General features: G+C 62.4%; 23 protein-coding genes. 4 read left to right on the top strand and 19 right to left on the bottom strand.

The window, feature by feature from the left end:
* Nucleotides 1-6: 6 nt before the first annotated feature.
* The 13 genes from HH303_RS10560 to HH303_RS10500 form a co-directional block, all read right to left on the bottom strand.
* Entirely contained in the window at nt 7-858 is an 852-nt protein-coding gene (locus HH303_RS10560) for a hemolysin family protein (protein ID WP_169625305.1), read from the bottom strand.
* A 177-nt stretch (nt 859-1,035) separates the two neighbouring features.
* Nucleotides 1,036-1,533, bottom strand: a complete 498-nt coding sequence (gene ybeY, locus HH303_RS10555) for an rRNA maturation RNase YbeY (protein ID WP_169625304.1) — start codon at nt 1,531-1,533, stop codon at nt 1,036-1,038.
* 8 nt (nt 1,534-1,541) lie between these two features.
* Nucleotides 1,542-2,525 (bottom strand): PhoH family protein, encoded by a 984-nt coding sequence (locus HH303_RS10550; protein WP_319637409.1) that lies wholly within the window; start codon nt 2,523-2,525, stop codon nt 1,542-1,544.
* Nucleotides 2,526-2,530: 5 nt separating this feature from the next.
* Nucleotides 2,531-3,937 carry a tRNA (N6-isopentenyl adenosine(37)-C2)-methylthiotransferase MiaB gene (gene miaB / locus HH303_RS10545; RefSeq protein ID WP_169625303.1) on the bottom strand — a complete coding sequence of 469 codons (1,407 nt, stop codon included), beginning with the start codon at nt 3,935-3,937 and terminating at the stop codon, nt 2,531-2,533.
* A gap of 352 nt (nt 3,938-4,289) precedes the next feature.
* Nucleotides 4,290-4,640 carry a hypothetical protein gene (locus HH303_RS10540; RefSeq protein ID WP_169625302.1) on the bottom strand — a complete coding sequence of 117 codons (351 nt, stop codon included), beginning with the start codon at nt 4,638-4,640 and terminating at the stop codon, nt 4,290-4,292.
* Nucleotides 4,606-5,565, bottom strand: a complete 960-nt coding sequence (locus HH303_RS10535; protein ID WP_169625301.1) for an acetyl-CoA carboxylase carboxyltransferase subunit alpha — start codon at nt 5,563-5,565, stop codon at nt 4,606-4,608. Before HH303_RS10535 ends, HH303_RS10540 begins: the two co-directional genes overlap by 35 nt.
* Nucleotides 5,566-5,701: 136 nt before the next feature.
* A complete protein-coding gene (locus tag HH303_RS10530) occupies nt 5,702-6,109 on the bottom strand; it encodes a hypothetical protein (protein ID WP_169625300.1) in 408 nt (135 codons plus the stop codon).
* A gap of 93 nt (nt 6,110-6,202) precedes the next feature.
* Nucleotides 6,203-6,541: a hypothetical protein gene (locus HH303_RS10525; protein WP_169625299.1), complete on the bottom strand. Its 339-nt coding sequence runs from the start codon at nt 6,539-6,541 to the stop codon at nt 6,203-6,205.
* A 168-nt stretch (nt 6,542-6,709) separates the two neighbouring features.
* Nucleotides 6,710-7,210, bottom strand: a complete 501-nt coding sequence (locus tag HH303_RS10520) for a hypothetical protein (protein ID WP_169625298.1) — start codon at nt 7,208-7,210, stop codon at nt 6,710-6,712.
* Nucleotides 7,195-8,766: a hypothetical protein gene (locus tag HH303_RS10515; RefSeq protein WP_169625297.1), complete on the bottom strand. Its 1,572-nt coding sequence runs from the start codon at nt 8,764-8,766 to the stop codon at nt 7,195-7,197. Before HH303_RS10515 ends, HH303_RS10520 begins: the two co-directional genes overlap by 16 nt.
* A gap of 290 nt (nt 8,767-9,056) precedes the next feature.
* Complete coding sequence (cobT, locus tag HH303_RS10510) at nt 9,057-10,964, bottom strand: cobaltochelatase subunit CobT (protein WP_169625296.1); 1,908 nt, start codon at nt 10,962-10,964, stop codon at nt 9,057-9,059.
* 22 nt (nt 10,965-10,986) lie between these two features.
* Entirely contained in the window at nt 10,987-11,982 is a 996-nt protein-coding gene (gene cobS, locus HH303_RS10505; RefSeq protein WP_169625295.1) for a cobaltochelatase subunit CobS, read from the bottom strand.
* Between the two features lie 69 nt (nt 11,983-12,051).
* Nucleotides 12,052-12,678 (bottom strand): J domain-containing protein, encoded by a 627-nt coding sequence (locus HH303_RS10500; protein WP_169625294.1) that lies wholly within the window; start codon nt 12,676-12,678, stop codon nt 12,052-12,054.
* A 104-nt stretch (nt 12,679-12,782) separates the two neighbouring features.
* Here HH303_RS10500 and HH303_RS10495 point away from each other — a divergent pair, with 104 nt between their 5' ends.
* Nucleotides 12,783-13,052 (top strand): BolA family protein, encoded by a 270-nt coding sequence (locus tag HH303_RS10495; RefSeq protein ID WP_169625293.1) that lies wholly within the window; start codon nt 12,783-12,785, stop codon nt 13,050-13,052.
* On the opposite strand, the gene HH303_RS10490 is transcribed toward HH303_RS10495, so the two are convergent.
* From HH303_RS10490 to HH303_RS10465, 6 genes are all read right to left on the bottom strand, one after another.
* On the bottom strand, nt 13,053-13,769 hold the full coding sequence (locus tag HH303_RS10490) for a transporter substrate-binding domain-containing protein (RefSeq protein ID WP_169625292.1): 717 nt from the start codon (nt 13,767-13,769) through the stop codon (nt 13,053-13,055). It lies immediately after the preceding gene.
* Entirely contained in the window at nt 13,766-14,131 is a 366-nt protein-coding gene (locus HH303_RS10485) for a MerR family transcriptional regulator (RefSeq protein WP_169625291.1), read from the bottom strand. Before HH303_RS10485 ends, HH303_RS10490 begins: the two co-directional genes overlap by 4 nt.
* An 84-nt stretch (nt 14,132-14,215) precedes the next feature.
* Nucleotides 14,216-14,794 (bottom strand): DUF2889 domain-containing protein, encoded by a 579-nt coding sequence (locus HH303_RS10480; protein ID WP_169625290.1) that lies wholly within the window; start codon nt 14,792-14,794, stop codon nt 14,216-14,218.
* A gap of 12 nt (nt 14,795-14,806) precedes the next feature.
* Nucleotides 14,807-16,105 carry an HlyC/CorC family transporter gene (locus HH303_RS10475; RefSeq protein ID WP_169625289.1) on the bottom strand — a complete coding sequence of 433 codons (1,299 nt, stop codon included), beginning with the start codon at nt 16,103-16,105 and terminating at the stop codon, nt 14,807-14,809.
* Nucleotides 16,102-17,214: a 3-dehydroquinate synthase gene (gene aroB / locus HH303_RS10470; protein ID WP_169625288.1), complete on the bottom strand. Its 1,113-nt coding sequence runs from the start codon at nt 17,212-17,214 to the stop codon at nt 16,102-16,104. The genes HH303_RS10475 and aroB overlap by 4 nt, the downstream gene beginning before the upstream one ends.
* Nucleotides 17,211-17,843, bottom strand: a complete 633-nt coding sequence (locus HH303_RS10465; protein WP_319637378.1) for a shikimate kinase — start codon at nt 17,841-17,843, stop codon at nt 17,211-17,213. Before HH303_RS10465 ends, aroB begins: the two co-directional genes overlap by 4 nt.
* Before the next feature lie 172 nt (nt 17,844-18,015).
* Between HH303_RS10465 and HH303_RS10460 the strand changes: the two genes are divergently transcribed.
* Genes HH303_RS10460 through xerD form a run of 3 tightly spaced genes read left to right on the top strand, consistent with a single transcriptional unit; the run spans nt 18,016 to nt 20,983 of the window.
* Nucleotides 18,016-18,159 (top strand): hypothetical protein, encoded by a 144-nt coding sequence (locus HH303_RS10460; RefSeq protein WP_169625287.1) that lies wholly within the window; start codon nt 18,016-18,018, stop codon nt 18,157-18,159.
* Nucleotides 18,137-20,017 carry a hypothetical protein gene (locus HH303_RS10455; RefSeq protein ID WP_169625286.1) on the top strand — a complete coding sequence of 627 codons (1,881 nt, stop codon included), beginning with the start codon at nt 18,137-18,139 and terminating at the stop codon, nt 20,015-20,017. Before HH303_RS10460 ends, HH303_RS10455 begins: the two co-directional genes overlap by 23 nt.
* A gap of 24 nt (nt 20,018-20,041) precedes the next feature.
* Nucleotides 20,042-20,983, top strand: a complete 942-nt coding sequence (xerD, locus tag HH303_RS10450) for a site-specific tyrosine recombinase XerD (RefSeq protein ID WP_169625285.1) — start codon at nt 20,042-20,044, stop codon at nt 20,981-20,983.
* Nucleotides 20,984-21,031: the final 48 nt, after the last annotated feature.

Raw genomic sequence — 21,031 nt, 5'->3', positions numbered from 1 at the left:
GGTCGATTATTCCGCTGCTTTGGCCGGTCGCGTATCCGCATCCTGCGGTTTGCGATAGCGCAGACGAATGCGTTTGATGCGGCGGGGATCGGCCTCCAGAACCTCGAATTCCAGGCCGGATTCCTCATGCATGATCAATTCGCCGCGCACGGGCACACGGCCCGCCAGCGTGAAGACCAGACCGCCCAGCGTGTCGATGTCTTCCTCGCGCTCTTCCTCCGTCAGGATCGGGCCCAATTCCTCTTCCAGATCCTCGATATCGTAGCGCGCGTCGGCGATCCAGGTGCCGTCCGTCTTGGGTTCCAGTTTCGGCCCCTGGTCGATATCGTGTTCGTCTTCGATCTCGCCCACAATTTCCTCGACCAGATCCTCGATCGTTACCAGACCGTCGATGCCGCCATATTCGTCGACGACCAGCGCCATATGCATGCGCGTCATCCGCATCTGCAGCAACAGGTCGAGAACCCGCATGGAGGGCGCCACGAACAGGACCTTCCGCATCACCTTGCGGATGTTGAAATTTTCCTTGGGTTCGGTCGTCGCCTTCAACACGTCCTTGATGTGAACCATGCCCAGGACGTCGTCCAGGCCGTCGCCATGCACCGGATAGCGGGAATGCGGCTGGCGGGTCATGATCTCCACCAACTCGTCCAGGCCGGTATCCACCGGGACGGACGCGATATCGGCGCGCGGCACCATCGCGTCATAGGCCGTTTCTTCGTCGAGATTCAGAATATTGTCGATCAGCGCCCGTTCATCGGGATCGATCGGCGTCGCACGGTCGTCGTGCTGCTCCAGCAGTTCTTCGAAACTGTCGCGGAGCTGGGAGTCTCCGTTTCGGCCGAACAGCGTGCGCATCAACCCGCGCAGGCCGCCCGGCTTCCTAGAACTCGGTTCCGCCGAAGCACTTGTCGCACTCCCGGAATCGGCATTCGCCGGGGATCCGGGTCTTCGGGTATCCGAAGGGGAAACTGTATCCGTCATCGTCCTTTTCTTGATCGGAACCGGCAGCCGCGTTCCGCCAAATCCTTACGTCTAGGGGCCGTCGACCGGCCCGTCCAAGTCAAGATAGGGATTATCGATCCCCATTGCCGCTAAAATTTCAACTTCCAGCGACTCCATTTCCTCGGCATCCGCGTCGTCTATGTGATCATAGCCCAGAAGATGCAAGACGCCATGTACGGTGAGGTGGGTCAGATGGTCGCTGAAACGCTTGTCCATTTCCGCCGCTTCGCGGGCGCAGGTTTCGCGCGCCAGCACCACGTCGCCCAGGATCACCGGCGCCCCCGGCATTGCCTCTTCCCCGGTTTCGAAGGACAGGACATTGGTCGGCTTGTCCTGTCCGCGATAGTCGCGGTTCAGGTCCCGCACCGTCGCGTCGTCGGCGAAGGCCAGCGAGATTTCGAACGCGTCGTCGGCCTCCGCCGGGTCCAATCCGGCCTTCAAGGCGGCCAGGGCGGCAATCCGGGCGGTTTCCTGATCCGCCTCGGTCCAATCCCCGGCCAGGACGGTACAGTCGATGTCGCAGGCCATGGGCGTCCTTACAGGCTGGCCGCGCCCTGCCGCGCGTCATAGGCCTCGACGATCCGGGCGACCAGCGGGTGACGCACGACATCGGCGGCGGTGAAGCGGATCATTTCGATGCCGCGCACGCCGCCCAGGGTTTCCACCGCGTCGGCCAGACCGGATTTTTGTCCGGTCGGCAGGTCGACCTGACTCAAATCCCCGGTGATGACCATGCGGCTGTTCTCGCCCAGTCGGGTCAGGAACATTTTCATCTGCATGGTCGTCGTGTTCTGCGCCTCGTCCAACAGCACGAAGGCGTTCTTCAACGTCCGGCCGCGCATGAAGGCCAGGGGTGCGACCTCGATATCGCCGTTTTCCAGCTTCCGCGTCACTTGATCGGCGGGCAGCGTGTCATACAGCGCGTCATAGATCGGCCGCAGATAGGGATCGACCTTTTCCTTCATGTCGCCGGGCAGGAAGCCCAGGCGTTCCCCGGCCTCGACCGCCGGACGGGACAGGATGATGCGTTCCACCTGACCGGAGACATACATGGAAACCGCCATGCAGACGGCCAGATAGGTTTTCCCCGTCCCGGCGGGACCCAGGCCGAAGACCAGATCGTTGCGCCGGATGGCGTCGATATATTCGGCCTGCAACGGTGTCCGGGGCGAGATATGCCGACGCCGCGTGCGGATCACCGGCTCTTGTTGCCCGAACAGGTCCGTCGGCTGGTTCGCCATGCGCAGCGCCGCGTCGACATCGGCGTCTTCGATGCCCTCGCCGCCTTTCAGGCGGGCATAGAGCCGACGTAGGCCCGCTTCGGCCAGTTCGATCGATTCCTTGGGTCCGGTAAGCGCAATCTGATTGCCGCGGTTGATCAATGATATTCCAAGCTGTGTCTCGATCCGCACCAGGTTTTTGTCGTGTTCCCCGAACAGCTCCGGCAGGAGTTTGTTGTCGTCGAATTCGATGACTCTCGGTGCGACGGCGGATTGAGTGGCGATGTCACCTTGCTGGATGGAGGTCAAGCGCAAGCCCTTTCAGTTGAGTCCCTGTTAGAAACGAGAGTACCGAACAAACTGTAAGACTGAAGCGATTCGATGTCGGCTTCGTGAACGTGACCGACAAGATCCGCGGACCCGTCCACATGGACCGGTTGCAGATAGGGGGACCGGCCGACCATCTGACCCGGATGGCGGCCCGGTTTTTCGATCAGGATCGGCAAACGCTTGCCGATGCAGGATAGGTTGAACGCCTCCTGCTGCGCGTCGAGGAGCTGTTGCAGCGCCTGCAGGCGGTCCGATTTCACCGCGTCCGGCACGGCGTCCACCATGCCCGATGCCGGGGTGCCCGGCCGCGCGGAATATTTGAAGGAGAAGGAGGCGGCGAAACCGACTTCCCGCACCAGTTTCAGCGTGTCCGCGAAATCCTGATCCGTTTCGCCGGGGAAGCCGGTGATGAAATCCGAACTCAGCGCCAGATCGGGGCGGCCGTCGCGCAACTTGTCGACGATGCGGCGGAAGTCGTCCGCCGTGTGTTTGCGGTTCATGGCGGCCAAAATGCGGTCCGATCCGCTCTGCACCGGCAGATGCAGATAGGGCATCAGGGCCGGCACCTCGGCATGGGCGCGGATCAGATCATCGTCCATGTCGCGCGGATGGCTGGTCGTGTAGCGGATACGCGCCAGACCGTCGATATCGGCCAGCGCCCGCACCAAACGGCCCAGGCCCCATTCCCGCCCATCCGGCCCGATCCCGTGATAGGCGTTGACGTTCTGGCCCAGCAGGGTGACTTCGCGCACGCCCTTGGCGGTCAGGTTGCGCGCCTCGTTCAGGATCGCGGCGACCGGACGGGATTGTTCCGATCCGCGCGTATAGGGCACGACGCAGAAGGTGCAGAACTTGTCGCAGCCTTCCTGAATGGTCAGGAAGGCGGTTACCCCGTCTACCGCGCGGTCCTGCGGCAGGTGATCGAATTTGTCTTCGGCGGGGAAGTCGGTTTCGACCTGCTGCGCGCCCGCTTCCCGTTCCGCCTTGGCCAGCATTTCCGGCAGGCGGTGGTAGGTCTGCGGCCCGAAGACCAAATCGACCTGCGGCGCGCGGTTGAGGATTTCGTCGCCTTCCGCCTGGGCGACGCAGCCCGCGACGGCCAGCATCATGCGCCCGCCGGTTTCCGCCTTGCGGGTCTGGGCCTCGCGCAGGCGGCCCAGTTCGGAATAGACCTTGTCGGACGCCTTTTCGCGGATATGGCAGGTATTCAGGATCACCAGATCGGCGCCTTCGGCTTCCGCCGAAACTTCGAAGCCCAGGCCGGTCAGGCTCTCCATCATCCGTTCCGAATCATAGACGTTCATCTGACAGCCATAGGTCTTGATATGGACCTTGCGGGTGTTCGGACGGGTGTCTTTGGTCTGGTCGGGTGTGTGGGTCATGGTCTGTCCTGCGTCGCGATCCGCGGAATTCTCCGCATGGAGCGGGCCTGATAGGCCACAACCCCGCCTTCCGTCAAGGAAGCCGCGTTATTGGGCAGGGTCGGAAGCATGGAATGGAAGGTCGGTTCGGATGAAACCGGCGGCAGGCTGGGCGCTGTCCGATCCCGGCTCATGAAACCCCAATCTGCGCCGTATATCGGGCGCGTCCGAGGGAGGTCATTCCGAAATCGCGTTGCGTCACGTGCCGTATTCAGCCCTTAAGTTACAGCCGAAAACATATGTCCGACAGGACAGGTTGCAAGAAGCCTATGCCGATTCCGTGCGGAAGCATAGGGCCGATCTTGCACCCCCTCTATTCGGGATCGACCGCCGGGCAGGAAGCACCCAGATACCGGGTTTCCAGCACCGTGCCCTGATTGCAGAAGGACATTTGCGCCACCGGCCCGCAGACGCAAACCGCCTGCCCGATCTTGTAGCCCGTCATATCGGCATAGAAGGTATAGAGCCGCCCCGACCGGTCTCGCAGCGCCTGACAGGTCGCCCCTTCGTCGGTCAGGGTGCCGCGCACGCAATCCGTCGGTGTGTCGGACGCCGTCTGGCAGGCCGCCAGCAGCAGGGTCGCCACCACCAGGGTCGGCACCATCAGGACCGACGCCAATATCTGGGATTTAGCCGTTAAGACCTTCGCGGCCGATCGCCACATATTTCGCTCGCCGTGCCTTGATCAGCGCCGCCGCGTCCAGGCCGGTCAGCTTGGACAGGGCCGCTTCGATCGCGTCGCCCGCGGCCTTCATGGTCGCATCGATATCGCGATGCGCGCCGCCGACCGGTTCCGGGATGATCGCATCCACGCAGCCCAATTGCGTCAGGTCCTGCGCCGTGATCTTCAGGGCTTCGGCGACCGCGCTCGCCTGATCGGCGGTGCCCCATAGAATGGCGGCGCAGCCTTCCGGCGAAATCACGGAATAGACGGCGTGTTCCAGCATCAGCACGGAATCCGCCGCGGCGATGGCGATGGCTCCGCCGGACCCGCCTTCCCCGATCACCGTGGACACGATGGGCGTGTTCAGTTTCAGGCAGGTTTCGATGGACCGGGCGATGGCCTCCGCCTGACCGCGTTCCTCCGCCCCGACGCCCGGATAGGCGCCCGACGTGTCGACGAAGGTCAGGACCGGCAGCTTGAACCGCTCCGCCAGTTCCATCAGGCGAATCGCCTTGCGATAGCCTTCGGGTCGGGCCATGCCGAAATTGTGCTTCACCCGGCTGGTCGTGTCGGCACCCTTCTCATGGCCCATGACGACGACGGGACGGCCCCGGAATCGGCCCAGGCCACCCTGGATCGCCTTGTCGTCGGCAAAGGCGCGGTCGCCCGCCAGCGGCATGTAGTCGTCGATCAAGGCTTCGACATAATCGCAGAAATGCGGCCGGTTCGGATGGCGCGCGACCTGAACCTTCTGCCAGGGCGACAGCTTGGTATAGGTCTGCCGCAGCAGCTTGTCCGCCTTGGTCTGAAGCCGCGAGACCTCATCCGCGATATTGACCTCGCCATCGTCGGAAAGATGGCGCAGTTCCTCGATCTTGCCTTCGAGTTCGGCGATCGGCTGTTCGAAATCCAGATAATTCCGCATGGCGGGGAAAGACCAACCCTATCAGTGATGCGTATCGCGGTTGACTAGCACATGCGTGGGGGAAAGCAAATCCTGGAAGGCGCGGCCTTTGCTTTTCACGCGGGGAGACTTTCAGCCTGTCCGACGGCCGACAGGATCAAAGCCCCTGCGCGAGCCGCTCTGCCTTGGGGTTTACGAAATTGGGATCAAATCGGCTTTCGAAGACCTCTCCGCGCCAAGCATATACGATCAGTGCCGCCGTCGGACCTGCAAGAATGCAAGGGCTAGTAACTGCAAGAAAATCCAAAAGGGCGCTTTGAAGAGTGGGCTGCAAGTCGGTTATGAAAAAGGGACCGAAAAAGGGAAAATATAAGAAAAAGAATAGAATTCCAGATAGCGTAGAGAATATAGAAGAAAATAAAATATTAAACCCAATTGATTTACACAGAAAAATCCGTAAAAAGAAGTTGAATATTGATTGAGTAAATGCGCGTATTATAAACCCAGCTGTGCTAATAAATATAGACCAGAAAAGCGCCTCTTCGGGAAATTTTGCAAGTTTCATTTCGACCCCGACCGTTAGAAAAACGAAATACAGCGCGCCCCCCCCACATGACACATGTCAGGTAGTCCACGCTGTATTCCAGAAGATAAAGCCTTATTGCGCGTCCCACGGTATTTGTCTTAGGTCATAAATCTCGTCGATTATTCCGCGCCCGACTTTCATCCGATGGTCGGGGATTCTCATATCATACTCCCTTTCCGAGAACCCTGTGTCGAATGATTTTTCGACGTAGTCGTTTCTGGGATCGAGCCACGTATCTGGCAGTCCAAGAAAACCTGCCGGATTGTGGGCGGACGCATCGCCCGCATCCTTAAGGATTGCGTCCCGATTCAGGGCGGGGTGATTTTTGAAAAACGCGTCCGTCAAGTTTTGGACGAGCAACTGTTCCCGCAGCTCGTCGAGCGTCAGAGGGGCGCTGTCGTCAACGACCATGTCCGACGCGCCTTCGGTAACGGCTTCATCGACCCAATGCCCAGCGGCGCGCCACCGGCGACCTAAATCGGTTTGGGCCTCTCCCGGTCTTTCCCGGCCCGGTGTCGGCGGATATTCGCCTTCGGTCAATATCGGTGAATGGAAATTGCCCGCTTCTGCATTCCATGATCAAAGCCCCTGTGCGATCAGGTCCGCCTTGGGGTTTACGAAGCTCTTGTCGAAGCGGCTTTCGAAAACCTCGCCGCGCCAAGAATAGATAATCCATGTTGCTAAAGGGGTGCTTACTACGGAGAAAACAAGAATCACTATTCCGAACAGCATCCCTACGGTTGGCAATTCGTGGCTACGAATGTCGAAGAACCACACCGTTCCTGACAGCAGCAATAAAATAAGCCCAATAAAAAGACCCGATAGCAGACTTCGCCGAACCGAGAATCCAAAGCGCTTGCAAAGTAGGAAACGGACTAGAAGATTTAAGGGTATTTGGCTGATAGTCCTCAGCATAAACAACGTAGTCGCTATAATTGCTGCCGCCAGCGGTGGATTGCGGAATGGAATGCCATCGAGTCTCAGTGCGGCCATTACCAGAAAGACAACGAACATCCCCGATATGGAAACGAAGATGTCCGTTATCAGTTCCAGAAGATAAAGCCTTATTGCGCGTCCCACGGTATCTGTCTCAGGTCATAAATCTCGTCGATTATTCCGCGCCCGACTTTCATCCGATGGTCGGGGATTCTCATATCATACTCCCTTTCCGAGAACCCTATGTCGAATGATTTTTCGACGTAGTCGTTCCTGGGATCGAGCCACGTATCAGGTAGTCCAAGAAAACCTGCCGGATTGTGGGCTGACGCATCGCCCGCATCCTTAAGGATTTCGTTCCGATCTAAGGCGGGGTGATTTTTGAAAAACGCGTCCGTCAGTTTTTGAACGAGCAACTGTTCCCGTTTAACAAGCGCATAGTCGAGGTCTTTGCCGCGAAGCCCCTCCATGCCCTCTAATTCTTTGCCGGCCAGCAATGATCTCGCGGCTTCGAGATTATAGGGTACCAAACCATGATGAACATGATGGAGATAAGCTTCTGTTTCGTCCTTCAATAGCGAATTTCCGTCCAGGCCCCCCAGACCATTCCAACTGGTGACCTCTTGGGCGGCTTTGAAGAACTGCGACTTGATCGCACCCGGTGTCGATTGCAGCAAGGCGTCGATGGTCTCATACGTCCGGTGATTTTCCAGGACGGTCTTGCCGGGCTTCAATTGTCCGAAGACCTTTCGGGACGCTTCCGGCGTCAGGTTTTCCGGCAGGTTGGGATAGCGTTCCCGCAGTTCGTCAAACGTCAGGGGCGGGCTGTCGTCGATGACCATGTCCGACGCGCCTTCGGTAACGGCTTCATCGACCCAATGCCCAACGGCGCGCCGCCGGCGACCCAAATCGGTTTGGGCCTCTCCCGGTCTTTTCCGGCCCGGTCGCGGGGACTGTTTCGGTGCATCACCGTCCTCGGTGGCTTGTTTTGAGAATAGACTATCCTCACCCGCGCCGCCCAGGACGGCGTTGGGGGTGAGGCCCACGGCCTTGTCGGCCTGGGCGCGGAAGGCGCGGTATTCGGGGTGGGCGTCGCCGCCCAGTTCCCCGGCATAGCGGGCGAACAGATCCTCGTAGTCGCGGTGCCATGTGTCGGGGGCGACATCCTTCATGCCCGCCAGGGTGCGCAGCAGGCCGGATGGGTCGCTGGTCCGCGCCATCGCCCGTGCCAGCCGGTCATGGGCCTGCGCCGTTTCGTCCGGGACGGGTGCAGGCGCAGGGGCCGGTGCGCGGGTCTGTGCGGGGGACGGCCTGACGGGTCCCCGCGATTTGTTGTCAGGTTTCGCGCTCCCTATTGCGCGCCCCATCGCGTCCCGCATCACGGCGGGTTTGCGGCGGGCGTGTATCGCCTTTGCCACTTCCGATTCCTCTGGAACGGGGGCAATGGGCGGCGTGTCGTTCGGCGCGCGCCGCTCTACCGCGAATGCATTGCTGCCGAACCGGCCCCCTGTCGCGACGTTTCCGTCGACAGGGTCTTGCGCCGACCGCCAGGGGGCGGGACGGGCGGCGGGAAGGAGGGAGGGCCGGGTCCGGGATGTCGCGCCGCGACCGGGCGCGCCGTCGTGGCCTTGTATAGACGCCGATGCCGCATCCGATGCCGGGGGCCGGACATTAGAGATATCGCTGTTGAGGCTACCCATGGATGTCGATCCTTTCAAAAAAAAGCCGCCCGGATGGAGGCGGGCGGGAAGCGGGTCCGTATCAGGAACGGGGGTGTGGTCCTGATGTCTAAAATCTACATATGCGATATATGTTCTTATTACAAGAATTTTCGCCCCCTAAAGAGAACAAATGGTGTTTATGGCGGGAAAGCGAGTGGCCCGCATAGGGGCAAGGTCCCCCCTGCGGTCGGGTGTTCGGTCGGGTGTTCGGTCGGATATCCGGTCCGGGGCGGCCCCGGCTGTTGCGCGGACTCTCTTGGGTGGCGAAATCAGCGCCGGGCGCGGATCGGTTCCAGCTTGGCGGCGTTGCGGCGGCCTCTGGGTTTCGCGGATTCGTCTTCGAACAGGTCGGCCAATTGTTCCATCATCGTGCCGCCCAACTGGTCGACATCGACAATAGTGACGGCCCGCCGGTAATAGCGGGTGACGTCGTGGCCGATGCCGATGGCGACGAGTTCGACCGGCGACTTGGTTTCGATATAGTCGATGACGTCGCGCAGATGGCGTTCCAGATAGTTGCCCGGATTGACCGACAGGGTGGAATCGTCGACCGGCGCGCCGTCGGAAATCACCATCAGGATGCGGCGTTCCTCCGGCCGGCCCAACAGGCGCTGATGCGCCCACATCAGGGCCTCGCCGTCGATATTTTCCTTCAGCAGCCCCTCGCGCAGCATCAGGCCCAGATTCCGGCGCGCCCTGCGATAGGGCAGATCCGCCGGCTTATAGACGATGTGGCGCAGGTCGTTCAGGCGGCCCGGATTGGCGGGCTTGCCGTCGCTGAGCCAGCGTTCGCGGGATTGGCCGCCCTTCCAGGCGCGGGTCGTGAAGCCCAGGATTTCCACCCGTACGCCGCAGCGTTCCAGCGTCCGCGCCAGAATGTCGGCGGACATGGCGGCGATGGAAATCGGCCGCCCGCGCATGGACCCGGAATTGTCGATCAACAGGGTGACGACGGTATCGCGGAAGGTCGTGTCCTTTTCCATCTTGAAGGACAGCGGGTGCGACGGCGCCGTCACCACGCGGTCGATGCGCGCGGTGTCCAGGATGCCTTCCTCCAGGTCGAAATCCCAGGACCGCTGTTGCTGCGCCATCAGGCGGCGCTGCAACCGGTTGGCCAGCTTGCCGATAATGCCCTGCAGATGCGTCAACTGCTGGTCCAGCATGGTGCGCAGGCGGGTCAGTTCCTCGGAATCGCACAGGTCTTCCGCGCCCACGACCTCATCGAAAGCCTCGGTGAAGGCCTTGTAGAATTTTTCCTTCGGGACGTTGGACAGGTCGTTTTCCGGGCGCCAGCGTTTGCCGGAATCGCCGGGCTGTTCCGCCCCCGGCGCTTCCATCATCTCGCCCATCATTTCGTCGTCGGCATACTCGCCGTTCTCGTCTTCCTCGGCCTCGCCCATCGCCGATTCCGACGTGCCTTCGGCCTGGGAGGAATCCTGCTCGCCGCCCTGTTCCTCGTTCTGGCCCTGGACCTGATTGTCGGACTGCTCCTGGTCCTGTTCGCCCTCGCTGTCATCCGCGCCTTCGGGCGCATCCTCGTTGCCCAGGTCGATATCCATGGACCGGATCAGGTGCCGGACTTCCTCCGCATAGGCATCCTGATCGTCGATCAGGTGCGACAGGCGGTCCAGCGCGCTTTCGATCTTCGGCGCGATCTGGCTGCGCCACAGATCGACGGCGCGGCGCGCGGCGGGGGGCGGGGCCTCCCCGGTCAGGCGTTCGCGGGCCAGCAGGCGCACGACTTCCGGCAGAACGCTTTCGGTTTTTTCCTCGATCCGGTGCAGGCCCATGCGCCGGTATTTCTGTTCCAGCGCGGCGGACAGGTTGGATCGCAGCCCGGCACGATCACGACCGCCCAGGGCCTCGATCCGCGCGGTTTCCAGTGCGTCGTAGACGACCGGCGCGACATCGCCGACCGGGCGGTGCTGATTATGCGTCTTGGCGTCGTGATAGCGCAGGCGGCAGGCCAGTTGATCGCCCTCGCCGCGCACCTGGGCCACTTCCTCCGCCGGCAGATGGCGGGCGGGCGCGGGCAGGCGCGCCCGTTCCCCCGTCATATGCGCGGGTTCGCTGCCATAGGCGACCTCAATCTCCGGACGGTCGGCGACCGCCCGGAAGCAGGCGGCATTTGCCTGCTTGAAGGCTTCCAACGGCGCTTCGCGATCGCCCGCGGCCATGCGTAGGACTCCTAGTCGGGACTTAGTGAATCTGGACCGCGGCGCTGGATTCTGGCAATTCCTCGCCGAAGCAACGCTGATAATATTCCGCGATCGTGGCGCGTTCCGTCTCGTCGCACTTGTTCAGGAACGTGACCCGGAAGGCGAAGGCGACATCGTTGAAGATGCGCGCGTTTTCCGCCCAGGTCAGCACCGTGCGGGGGCTCATCACCGTCGAAATGTCGCCGCCGATGAAGCCGGACCGCGTCATGTCGGCGCAATGCACCATGGCGGAAATCACGTCGCGCTTCTCGTCGGTGTCGAATTCCGGCGATTTCGCCAGGACGATCTTCACTTCCTCGTCATGCGGCAGGTAGTTCAGCGTGGTGACGATCGACCAGCGGTCCATCTGGCCCTGGTTGATCTGCTGCGTGCCGTGATACAGGCCCGACGTGTCGCCGAGGCCGACCGTATTGGCCGTGGCGAAGAGACGGAAATATTTGTGCGGGCGGATGACCTTGGACTGGTCCAGCAGGGTCAGCTTGCCTTCGATTTCCAGCACGCGCTGGATCACGAACATCACGTCCGGGCGGCCCGCATCGTATTCGTCGAAGCAGATGGCGACCGGGTTCTGCAGCGCCCAGGGCAGGATGCCTTCGCGGAATTCGGTGACCTGCATGCCGTCCTTCAGGACGATTGCGTCCTTGCCGACCAGATCGATACGGCTGATATGGCTGTCCAGGTTGACGCGCACGCAAGGCCAGTTCAGGCGGGCGGCGACCTGTTCGATATGGGTCGATTTCCCGGTGCCGTGATAGCCCTGGATCATGACGCGGCGGTTATAGGCGAAACCCGCCAGGATCGCCATCGTGGTTTCCCGGTCGAAAACATAGGTATCGTCGACATCCGGCACATGTTCCGTGCGCACGGAATAGGCCGGCACGACCATGTCGGTATCGATCCCGAAGGTCTGACGGACGGACAGTTCGATATCCGGCTCGTTCAGGACATCCACGCCGGGAAGGGAATCTTTCGTCATATCCAAGCACGCTTTCTAAAAATCAGAACATCACCCGTGCCGAACGCCCCTGAATCGGGGTTCGGCGGCTCACGATCTCGATACCGATGCGGTCAGATTGGCGCGCAATGTGGCATAGGCCAAATTGATCCGCTTCAGTCTTTCCTCCGCTTCCTTGTCGCCTCCATTGAGATCGGGATGCAGACGCTTCGCCAAATCCTTATAGCGCGCCTTTAGGCCGGTCAAGGTAAGCGGCGGAGAAAGTCCTAGGACGCGGAAGGCCCAAATCTCCCCGCCCATCGCGCCGTCCGGCATATCCGGTTCCGCCCCGTCCGCACGCCCCGGCCCGCCGGACAGATCGTCGAAGATCGTCGTGCCGTCGTCGAAGGAGAACTCCCCGCGCCCGGAGCTGCTTCTCGCGCCGCCCGCCGCCGCCTTTTGCAGGCCCAGCGGCCATGTCGGGCGGCCCCAGGTCACGTCCTGACGGATAATCCGGTCGATTTCCGCCTGCCCCATGCCGCGGCAATAATCCCATGCGGCGTTGTATTCGCGCGCATGCGTCTTGCAGAACCAGAAATAGTCGCGCAGCCGGTCCCGCGATTTCGGCGCGGGATGCGGCCCGTCTTCCAGGCAGTCCGGATGATCGCACAGACGTGCCCGCTGCGATCTGTCCCTGGGGTCTTTATTCCGGGGACCTTTGGAAAAACGCGCATGCATGAAGATTTTGCCGTCCGCTTGCCGAAAGCTTAAGAGAGACCAAACTATGGAACCCGACGGTGTCCTGTTCAAGACATCGGACCATGATTTGAAGGGAGATATCGATGAACCCGGTCGAACAGGCCATCGAAACCAAATTGCGCGCCGCGTTTTCGCCGGAAGACCTGGTGGTCGAAAACGATTCCCACCGCCATGCCGGTCACGCCGGGTCGCCCGGCACCGGCTCGTCGCATTTCAATGTGGCCATGACCGCCGCCGCCTTTGACGGCCTGTCGCGTGTCGATCGCCAACGCCGCGTCTATGCCGTTCTGGCGGAGGAATTGGCGGGCCCGGTCCACGCCCTCGCCCTGCGGCTCAAGGCGCCAGGCGAGTAACTAACGGGCCGCAACGACCAGATCGACTTCCCGGTCGCTGAAACCGTAGCGATGCATCATGCGGCGATGGTCGGGGCTGCCCAGATAAGCCGCCAGCACCCGGTCGACCTCTTCGCGGAATCGGTCGTCTCCCTTTGCGAAGGCGAAACAGCCGAAAGCGGGCGGTTTCTCGTCCGCGGGAACCTCTATAACGTCCAGAACCAAGCCGGAATGCCGATCAAGGTATCCGGCATGGGCGCGTGCCACGCTGGCATAGGCATCGGCATGTCCGTCCCGAACGGCGGTCGCGGCATCGCTATAGGTTTCGAAAACGGCAATCCGATCATCCGGCACACCGAATTTTCGGGCGGAATGATGCTGGAACTGATCGCGGATAACGGCCAGGATGCCCGTCTCCGACGCTGCCAGCGACCGATACCCCGTCAGGCCCAAGGGATTGCCGTCCCGAACCAACAGCCCGTCCGGCAGCGCCCAGATCGGGCGGCTGAAATCGGCGGCTTCGCGCCGCAAATCGGTCGCGAACAACCCCGTCGTCATGCGCCATCGCCCGTCGTTCAGGCCGGGCAACAACTCGCCGAAAGACGTTTCGACAAATTCCGCGGCCGCGATCCCCAATTCGGCGAAGACATGCCGCGCCAAATCAACGTCGCACCCGACGATATCGCCGCTTTCGGTTCGGTCGTTGAAGGGCGGTTCGATCAGATAGGCGAATTTCATGGGGTGACTTTCGGTTTCGGCTGGTCGTAGCTCGCGATCTTGATGGCGAGGACGGCATCGCATTTATCCAGATTTTCGCGCCGCCGCTGCAATTCCGAGGCATGGTCGGTCAGAATCTGTCGGCGTTCGGGAATGGTTTCCGGGCCGCCCTGTGCCAGGGTGAAAAATCGCCGCATCTGACGCAGCGGCATGCCGGTTTCGCGAAGCCAATAGATCAGGGTCAGCCAATCGATATCGGCCGCGCTGAAGCGACGCCGCCCGGACGCATCCCGTCGGATCGGCGGAATCATGCCGGATTTCTCGTAATAGCGGATCGTGTCGGCGCTCAGCCCACAGGCATCGGCGGCCTCGGAAATACGCATCGGCGTTTACCCTCGTCGTGTCGTGACCCCGTTTGTAATCGGCTGGAGTCACTCCAAGTCAAGGCCTTCCCGAACGCGCCGATATCACTCGCCGGTGTAGAATTGCGGCCAGGCTTTTTGTACCACCGGGCCGTCCAGGCGCATGGCGTGGCAGGAATCCAGATGGCCTGGCTTGCGGTCCGTCTTGTCCTGCGGCGGGTCCGGCGGCAGGCCGAAATCTTCCCGCGCTTTCCGACGCGAGGCATAGGCGGTCTGATAACAGACCGTCGCCATGGGATAGAGCAGTTCCGTCAGATGCGTACAGCCGGCATCGCGGCCCAGGCGCTTTTTGACCTCCCGGTGGAACCCGGCGCCGATGCGAAGGCCGATCAGCTTTTCATAGGCAGGCGCGATTTCCCCACAGATGGAATAGGGGCTGGATTCCGTCGAGGCCTCCGCGCCGACGATCAGCATCGTGTCGTCGATCGTGATCCGCAGCAGCATGTCGTGGATCGGCTCGCCCGCATGGATGTCGCCGCGGTCGTGATTGTTGAAGGTATAGGTCTTTGTGTCGCGCATATGGCCTTCGATGTCCCACAGGCCGTCTTCCCGGAAGAAGCCTTTAACCTCGATAGCGCGGGTGTGGTAATGCTGGCGGCGGACGCCGGGGTCGCTCAACGGCATAAATTTCTACCTTCAATCCTGATCTTCGACGGTGTCGTCGCGCGGCGGCGTGACCCGCAGAAGGGTGATCTGGTTGCGCTGGCGGCGCAGAACCTCGAACCGGAATCCGTGGAACAGGAAGACCTGCCCCGGATCGGGGATCAGCCGCGCCTCATGCAGGACCAAACCGGCCAGGGTCGCCGCATCGTCATCCGGCAGGCTCCAATCCAGGTCGCGGGCCAGGGTGCGCAAGGTGACGCCGCCTTCCACGATATAGGTCCCGTCCGGCTGCGGGCGAACGCCGGGCACGGTGGTGATGTCGGTTTCGTCGTCGATCTCGCCGACGATCTGTTCCAGAATATCCTCCAGTGTCACGATTCCCATGAAGGCACCGTATTCGTCGACCACGATGGCGAAATGTTCCCGCCGCTCGCGGAAGGCCTGCAACTGGTCCAGCAGGGTTGTGGAATCCGGAATAAACCAGGGTTGGGAGGCAATGGCTCCAAGATCCAGGTCTTCGATACTGCCCTTGCGCTGATGGATTTCGCGCAGCAGCGCCTTGGCGTGGATAACCCCGGAAATGTCGTCGGAATTGCCGCGATAGACCGGGATACGGGTATAGGGGCTGCCCAGCACCTGTTCGACACAGTCCGCGACCGGCTCGTCCAGGTCCAGCATCACGACCTGACGGCGGTGGGTCATGATGTCGGACACTTCCACATCGTCCAGGTCCAGGATCGACCGCAGCATGGCCCGTTCATGCGCGATATCCGGGTCTTCGCCCGAATGCAGGTCGATAGCCCCGCGCAGTTCTTCCTCATGCTGTTCGACGCTGATGGCGTGCGAAATTTCGACCCCGAAGGGTTTCAGCGTGGCGCGCACGATGCTTTGCACCGCCGCCGTGATCGGCGCGAAAATGAAAACGATCCAACGCATCAGACCCGCGACGCGCAGCGCCACGGTATCGGCATGGCTCAAGGAATAGGTCTTGGGCAGGACTTCCGCGAAAATCAGCACCAATGCCGTCATCACCAGGGTGGCGTAGACCACGCCCGCTTCCCCGAACAGGCGGATCAGCAGCGTCGTCGCCAGGGCGGATGCCAGGATGTTGACCAGATTGTTCCCCAGCAGGATCGCGCCGATCAGCCGGTCCTTGCGTTCCAGCAGTTTCAGGACCGTGGTCGCCCGTTCCTCGCCGTTTTTCGCCTGCTGATGCATGCGCGACCGCGAGGTCGCGGTCAGGGCCGTTTCCGACCCGGAAAAGAAAAAGGACAAAACCAACAGCAGCAGGATCGCCGCCAACAGGTAGAAGTCGTTTTCCGTCATCGTCATGCGGCGATGGCCTCTTCGATGCAGGCGGTCAGGTCCTCGACCCGGACATCCTGGGTGACGAAGGCCTTCCCGATGCCGTGGCTGAGGATGAAGGTCAGACGGCCGTCCTTCACCTTCTTGTCGGTCGCCATGCGGGCCACAAGATCCTGCGCGTTCCAGGTCATGCCGGGGACGGAGGTCGGACCCGTCGGCAGGCCCAGTTCCGCCAGATGCCGGGCGAAGCGCGCCGCGTCCTGTCCGTCGCACAGGCCCAGCCGCGCCGACAGATCGAAGGCCATGGCCATGCCGATGGCGACCGATTCCCCATGCAGCAGGCGGCTGGAATAGCCGGTGGCGGATTCCAGCGCATGGCCGAAGGTATGGCCGAAATTCAACAGGGCGCGGCGGTCGGCCTCGCGTTCGTCTTCCGCGACGATGCGGGCCTTGGCGGCGCAACTGACCTGCACGGCCTCGATCCGGGCGGCAAGATCGCCCGCCAATAGATCCGCGCCATGGGTTTCCAGCCATTGGAAGAAGGGGAAATCGTCGATGGCGCCGTATTTTACGATTTCCGCATATCCGGCGCGCAATTCCCGGGGAGACAGCGTGTCCAGCACGCCTGTATCGGCCAGAACGAGGCGCGGTTGATGAAAGGCGCCGACCAGATTCTTGCCCGCCGGGACATTGATCCCTGTCTTACCGCCGACGGAACTGTCCACCTGCGCCAGCAGCGTCGTCGGAATCTGGATGAAGTCGATGCCGCGCAACGCGATGGCGGCGGTGAAGCCGACCAGATCGCCGATCACCCCGCCGCCCAGCGCGATCAGGGTGGTCGACCGCTCGATGCCGATCTCGAACAGCCGGTCCAGCAGCGCCGACAATTGGTCGAAGCTCTTGGTCCCTTCCCCCGGCGGCAGGACGATCGCGTCATGGGCGATTCCGGCGCGGTCCAGAGAGCCTTGCAATGTTTCCAGATGCAGGCCCGCCACGGTCTCGTCGCTGATCACCACAATTTTGTTTCGCTTCAGCAACGGTTTGATCAGCCCGCCGCTTTCGGCAAGCGCCGTCGGGCCGATATGAATGTCGTAGCTGCGATCGCCCAGGGCGACCGGTACCGTTGCACGCGTCATTTCGTTTCGCCTTCGATATAATCGGATACGGCCGCCAGCACCCGGTTGACCGTCTCATCCTTCGGCGCCTCGTCGGAGACGACCGTGATGTCGGCTTCGGTATAGACGGGATAGCGTTCCGTCATCAGCCGTTTCAGGGTTCCCTTGGGATCGGCCGTTTGCAGCAGCGGTCGGTGAGTACGCCGCGACACCCGGTCCCAAAGTATGTCGAAATCCGCGTTCAGCCAGACGGTCAGGGCCTTTTCCTTCAATAGGGCCCGCGTGTCGGCATCCATGAACGCGCCGCCGCCGGTCGCCAGGACGATCGGCCCGTCATCGACCAGCCGCGCGATCACGCGCCGTTCGCCGTCGCGGAAATGCGCTTCTCCATATTGTTCGAAGATTTCCGCGATGGAACAGCCCGCGGCCTTTTCGATTTCCGTATCGGCGTCCAGGAAGGGTAGACCCAGCCGCTGTGCCAACTGCCGTCCGACCGCGGATTTCCCGGCCCCCATCATACCGACCAACACAAGGCAGCGATTCAGCGCCGGGATCGAATCGGGCGCGGTGTCACCTGGCCCGGCTTTCCGGCTATCGTTGCGGCGGTCCGCATCCTGGCTGGTCACGCGCTGATTCAAGGAAGGATCCACCTGGATTGCCGAAAAATTTGCCGTACCGAACTTTAATAGGAGCCGCAGAATTGCCATAGTCAGCGAATAGGGTAAAGCCTGCGCTGTCCTAAGCGGGCGACGCAGCATACAGTCACAGCCGAAAGTCATGCGCGGCATCCGTCCGCGACATCACCCGATCGGGAGAGGATAGTTGGGAAAAGTACTTTTATTTGTCATCGGTCTTATTTTCGCCGCTCTGATCGGCGGCAGCGCCTATTTGATCGCCTATGACATCCCGGCCCCGACCACATCGGTCGAGCGCGAGTTGGACAATGCCCGTTTCACGAACAACTAAATCCGTACTGATTTCGGCGGTTCTGCTGGGGCCTGTCACCCTGTTCGGGCCGAGGGCGGCCGTCGCGCAGGTGCAGCTGTTCCCGTCCGAATCCCCGTCGGTGGAGTCCCCAACGGTCGATGCGCCGAATTCCCCGGATGCGGGCGCGGTTCCCGTCCCGGCCATGCCGGAAATGCCGTCCCTGTCCGCCCCCGCCGGAATCGCGGTCGAGGATCTGGGCGGTGTGGATGTGGAGGCCGTGGGCGCCCTGCATCCCGATGATACGGCCTTGCCGGTGACCCTGTGGTCCGGCCTGTCGCGCGACAGTATCCTGGCGCTGATCGATGGGGTGACGGGTGCGGGAGGGTATCCGGCGGCGCGCGATCTGGTGCGACGCCTGTTGCTGTCCGCCGCCAGCCTGCCGCCGAAAAGCGGTTCCGACGCCTCTGGCAAAATTTTGGATGCGCGGGTTTCCGCGCTGACTCGCCTTGGCTTCACCACGGATGCCGCCGCTTTGGCGCGGGTCGGGGCGACGTCCCTGTCCGGCGCGGACGGCTCGGCCTCCGGCGGGGCCAATGGCGCGGAGGCCGAAGCGGAAGCCCAATTGGCGGCTTTCGACCTGCCCGCGGCCTGCGGCACGGCGGCGGGGAACAGCGGGTCGGCCTCGCCGGACGCGTTCTGGGCGAAACTGCTGGCCTTCTGTCAGGCGGTTGCCGGGCAGACGGATCAAGCGTCACTGTCCGCGCAGACCCTGGCCGATACCGGCGTCGAAGACCCGCTCTATTTCTCGTTGATGGAAACGTTGACCCTGGGATTGAGCGCGCAGACATCGGGCATGACGGCCAAAGGCCCACTGCATTACGCCCTGCTGCGCCAGACCGCCGCCCCGGTCCCGGACGGCACCGACGATCCGTTGATCCGCCAATTGGCCCTGCAACAAGGCGCTGGGCTGGACGCGATGGAAGCGGCGGCGGTATCGGGTCAGGTTTCACCAGACCGTCTGGCGGAAGCCTATCGGGCGGAAGCGTTCAAGGCGTCTGCCCTGGACGCGCCGTTCGAGGTTCTGGACAAGATCAGCCCGCCGGCGGCCCGCGCCCTGCTGCTTCAGGTTCTGGACCGCTGGGATATTCCCGCCTTGCGGGCGGAAGCGGTCGCGGTTGCGTTGGACCGGGCGCGCGGCGACGGCGTTTTGTTGGCGGTCGCGCCGGTCTTCGCCATGGCGGCGGCGGATATCGAGCCGAGCGCCGATCTGCTGTGGTTCGCGGAAACGGCGGCGCGCATGTTCTATGTCACCGGCGATCTGGACCGGGCGCGGCGCTGGCATGGATTGTTGCGCAACGCCCTGTCGATTTCGACGGAAGCGAGCGAGTCCGATTCCCGACTATGGCATCTGGCGGTCCTGTCCGGGGAGGCCGGACCGGCACTGGCCCGGGCGGCGTCGGGCTGGCGCGATGCCGTGATCGCGGGCGCCGAAGACAAGGATGCGGGCGCGGCCCATGCGGATTTCCTGCGCGCCGTGGTCGATGCCGCGACCGGCCGCACGCCGCTGGAAAGCGACAGTGGACTGCGTGCCCTGGCTATGGCGGAAGGGGCCATGGCAGAGGGGGGGATGGCGGAAGGGGCGATTGCCGACCGTCATGCGATGGGACCGCTTCAAGCCCGGTTGCTGTCCCTCGCCGCCGGGCAAAAGCGCGTCGGCGAAACGGCCTTGCTGGCCGCGGCCGCGCTGGACGCGGCGGGCACGGAAAATCCGGATCCGGCCAGTCTGGTTACCATCGTCGGGGCCTTGTCGGATGTGGGGCTGATGCGGGAATCGCATCGTCTGGCGCTGGAAATGGCGGTCCTTCTCGCCCCGGCGCCGATCCCGGCGCAGCGTTAGACCCGGATCGGGACGGCGACGGCGATGTCCCGCTTCCGCGACGCCTTTCTGGAAATGATGGTCGCGGAACGCGGCGCGTCGAAGAACACGATCGATGCCTATCGCCGCGACTTGGAACACTACGAAGCCTTTCTGACGCATCGCGGCGTTTCGGTGGACCGTGCCGACGGTGCCGACATTTCCGACTATCTGGCGGGGCTGGAGGCGGAGGGCGTGAAGTCGACGACGGCGGCGCGGCGGCTGTCCGCCTTGCGCCAGTTTCACCGCTTCCTGTTTGCAGAAGGAATCACGGGGTCGGATGCGACGGCCAGCGTCGATTCTCCGCGGACGGGGCGTCCCCTGCCGAAATATCTCAGCGAGGAAGAGGTCGACCGCCTGCTCGCCGCCGCCCGCGATGTCGAGGGCGCGGAAGGTCTGCGTCTGACCTGTCTTCTGGAATTGCTTTACGCCACCGGGCTGCGGGTCAGCGAACTCGTTACCTTGCCCGCCTCTGCCGCGCGGCGGGAAGAACCCTTCCTGACCGTGCGCGGCAAGGGCGGCAAGGAACGGCTGGTCCCGTTGTCTCCGGCCTCCCAGACGGCGATGCGCGACTATTTCCCCGCACGGCATAGCTTTCTGTCCGCAGGAGTGGATGACAGCCCCTTCCTGTTCCCCAGCCGATCGGAAGAAGGCCATCTGACCCGTCAGCGTTTCGGCCAGCAATTGAAGGCCCTGGCGCTGGAATCCGGTCTGGACCCGGCGAAGGTCAGCCCGCATGTCCTGCGCCATGCCTTCGCCGCGCATCTGGTGGCCCATGGCGCGGATTTGCGCACGGTGCAGCAGATGCTGGGCCATGCCGACATCGCGACGACGCAAATCTATACGCATGTCCTGAACGAACGCATGGCGAAACTGGTGGCGGAAAAACACCCGCTCGCCAAACGGCGGTTGGGGCAGGCGCGAGGGATGGGCAAACGGTCCGATTAGACTTGCGCTTTCCGTTATATGGAATTATTTCCATTTTTAACGTCAAAC

Source organism: Pacificispira spongiicola (assembly GCF_012926505.1).
Classification (GTDB): Bacteria; Pseudomonadota; Alphaproteobacteria; order UBA8366; family Aestuariispiraceae; genus Pacificispira; species Pacificispira spongiicola.
This window is presented reverse-complemented; position numbering and strand designations above follow the sequence as displayed.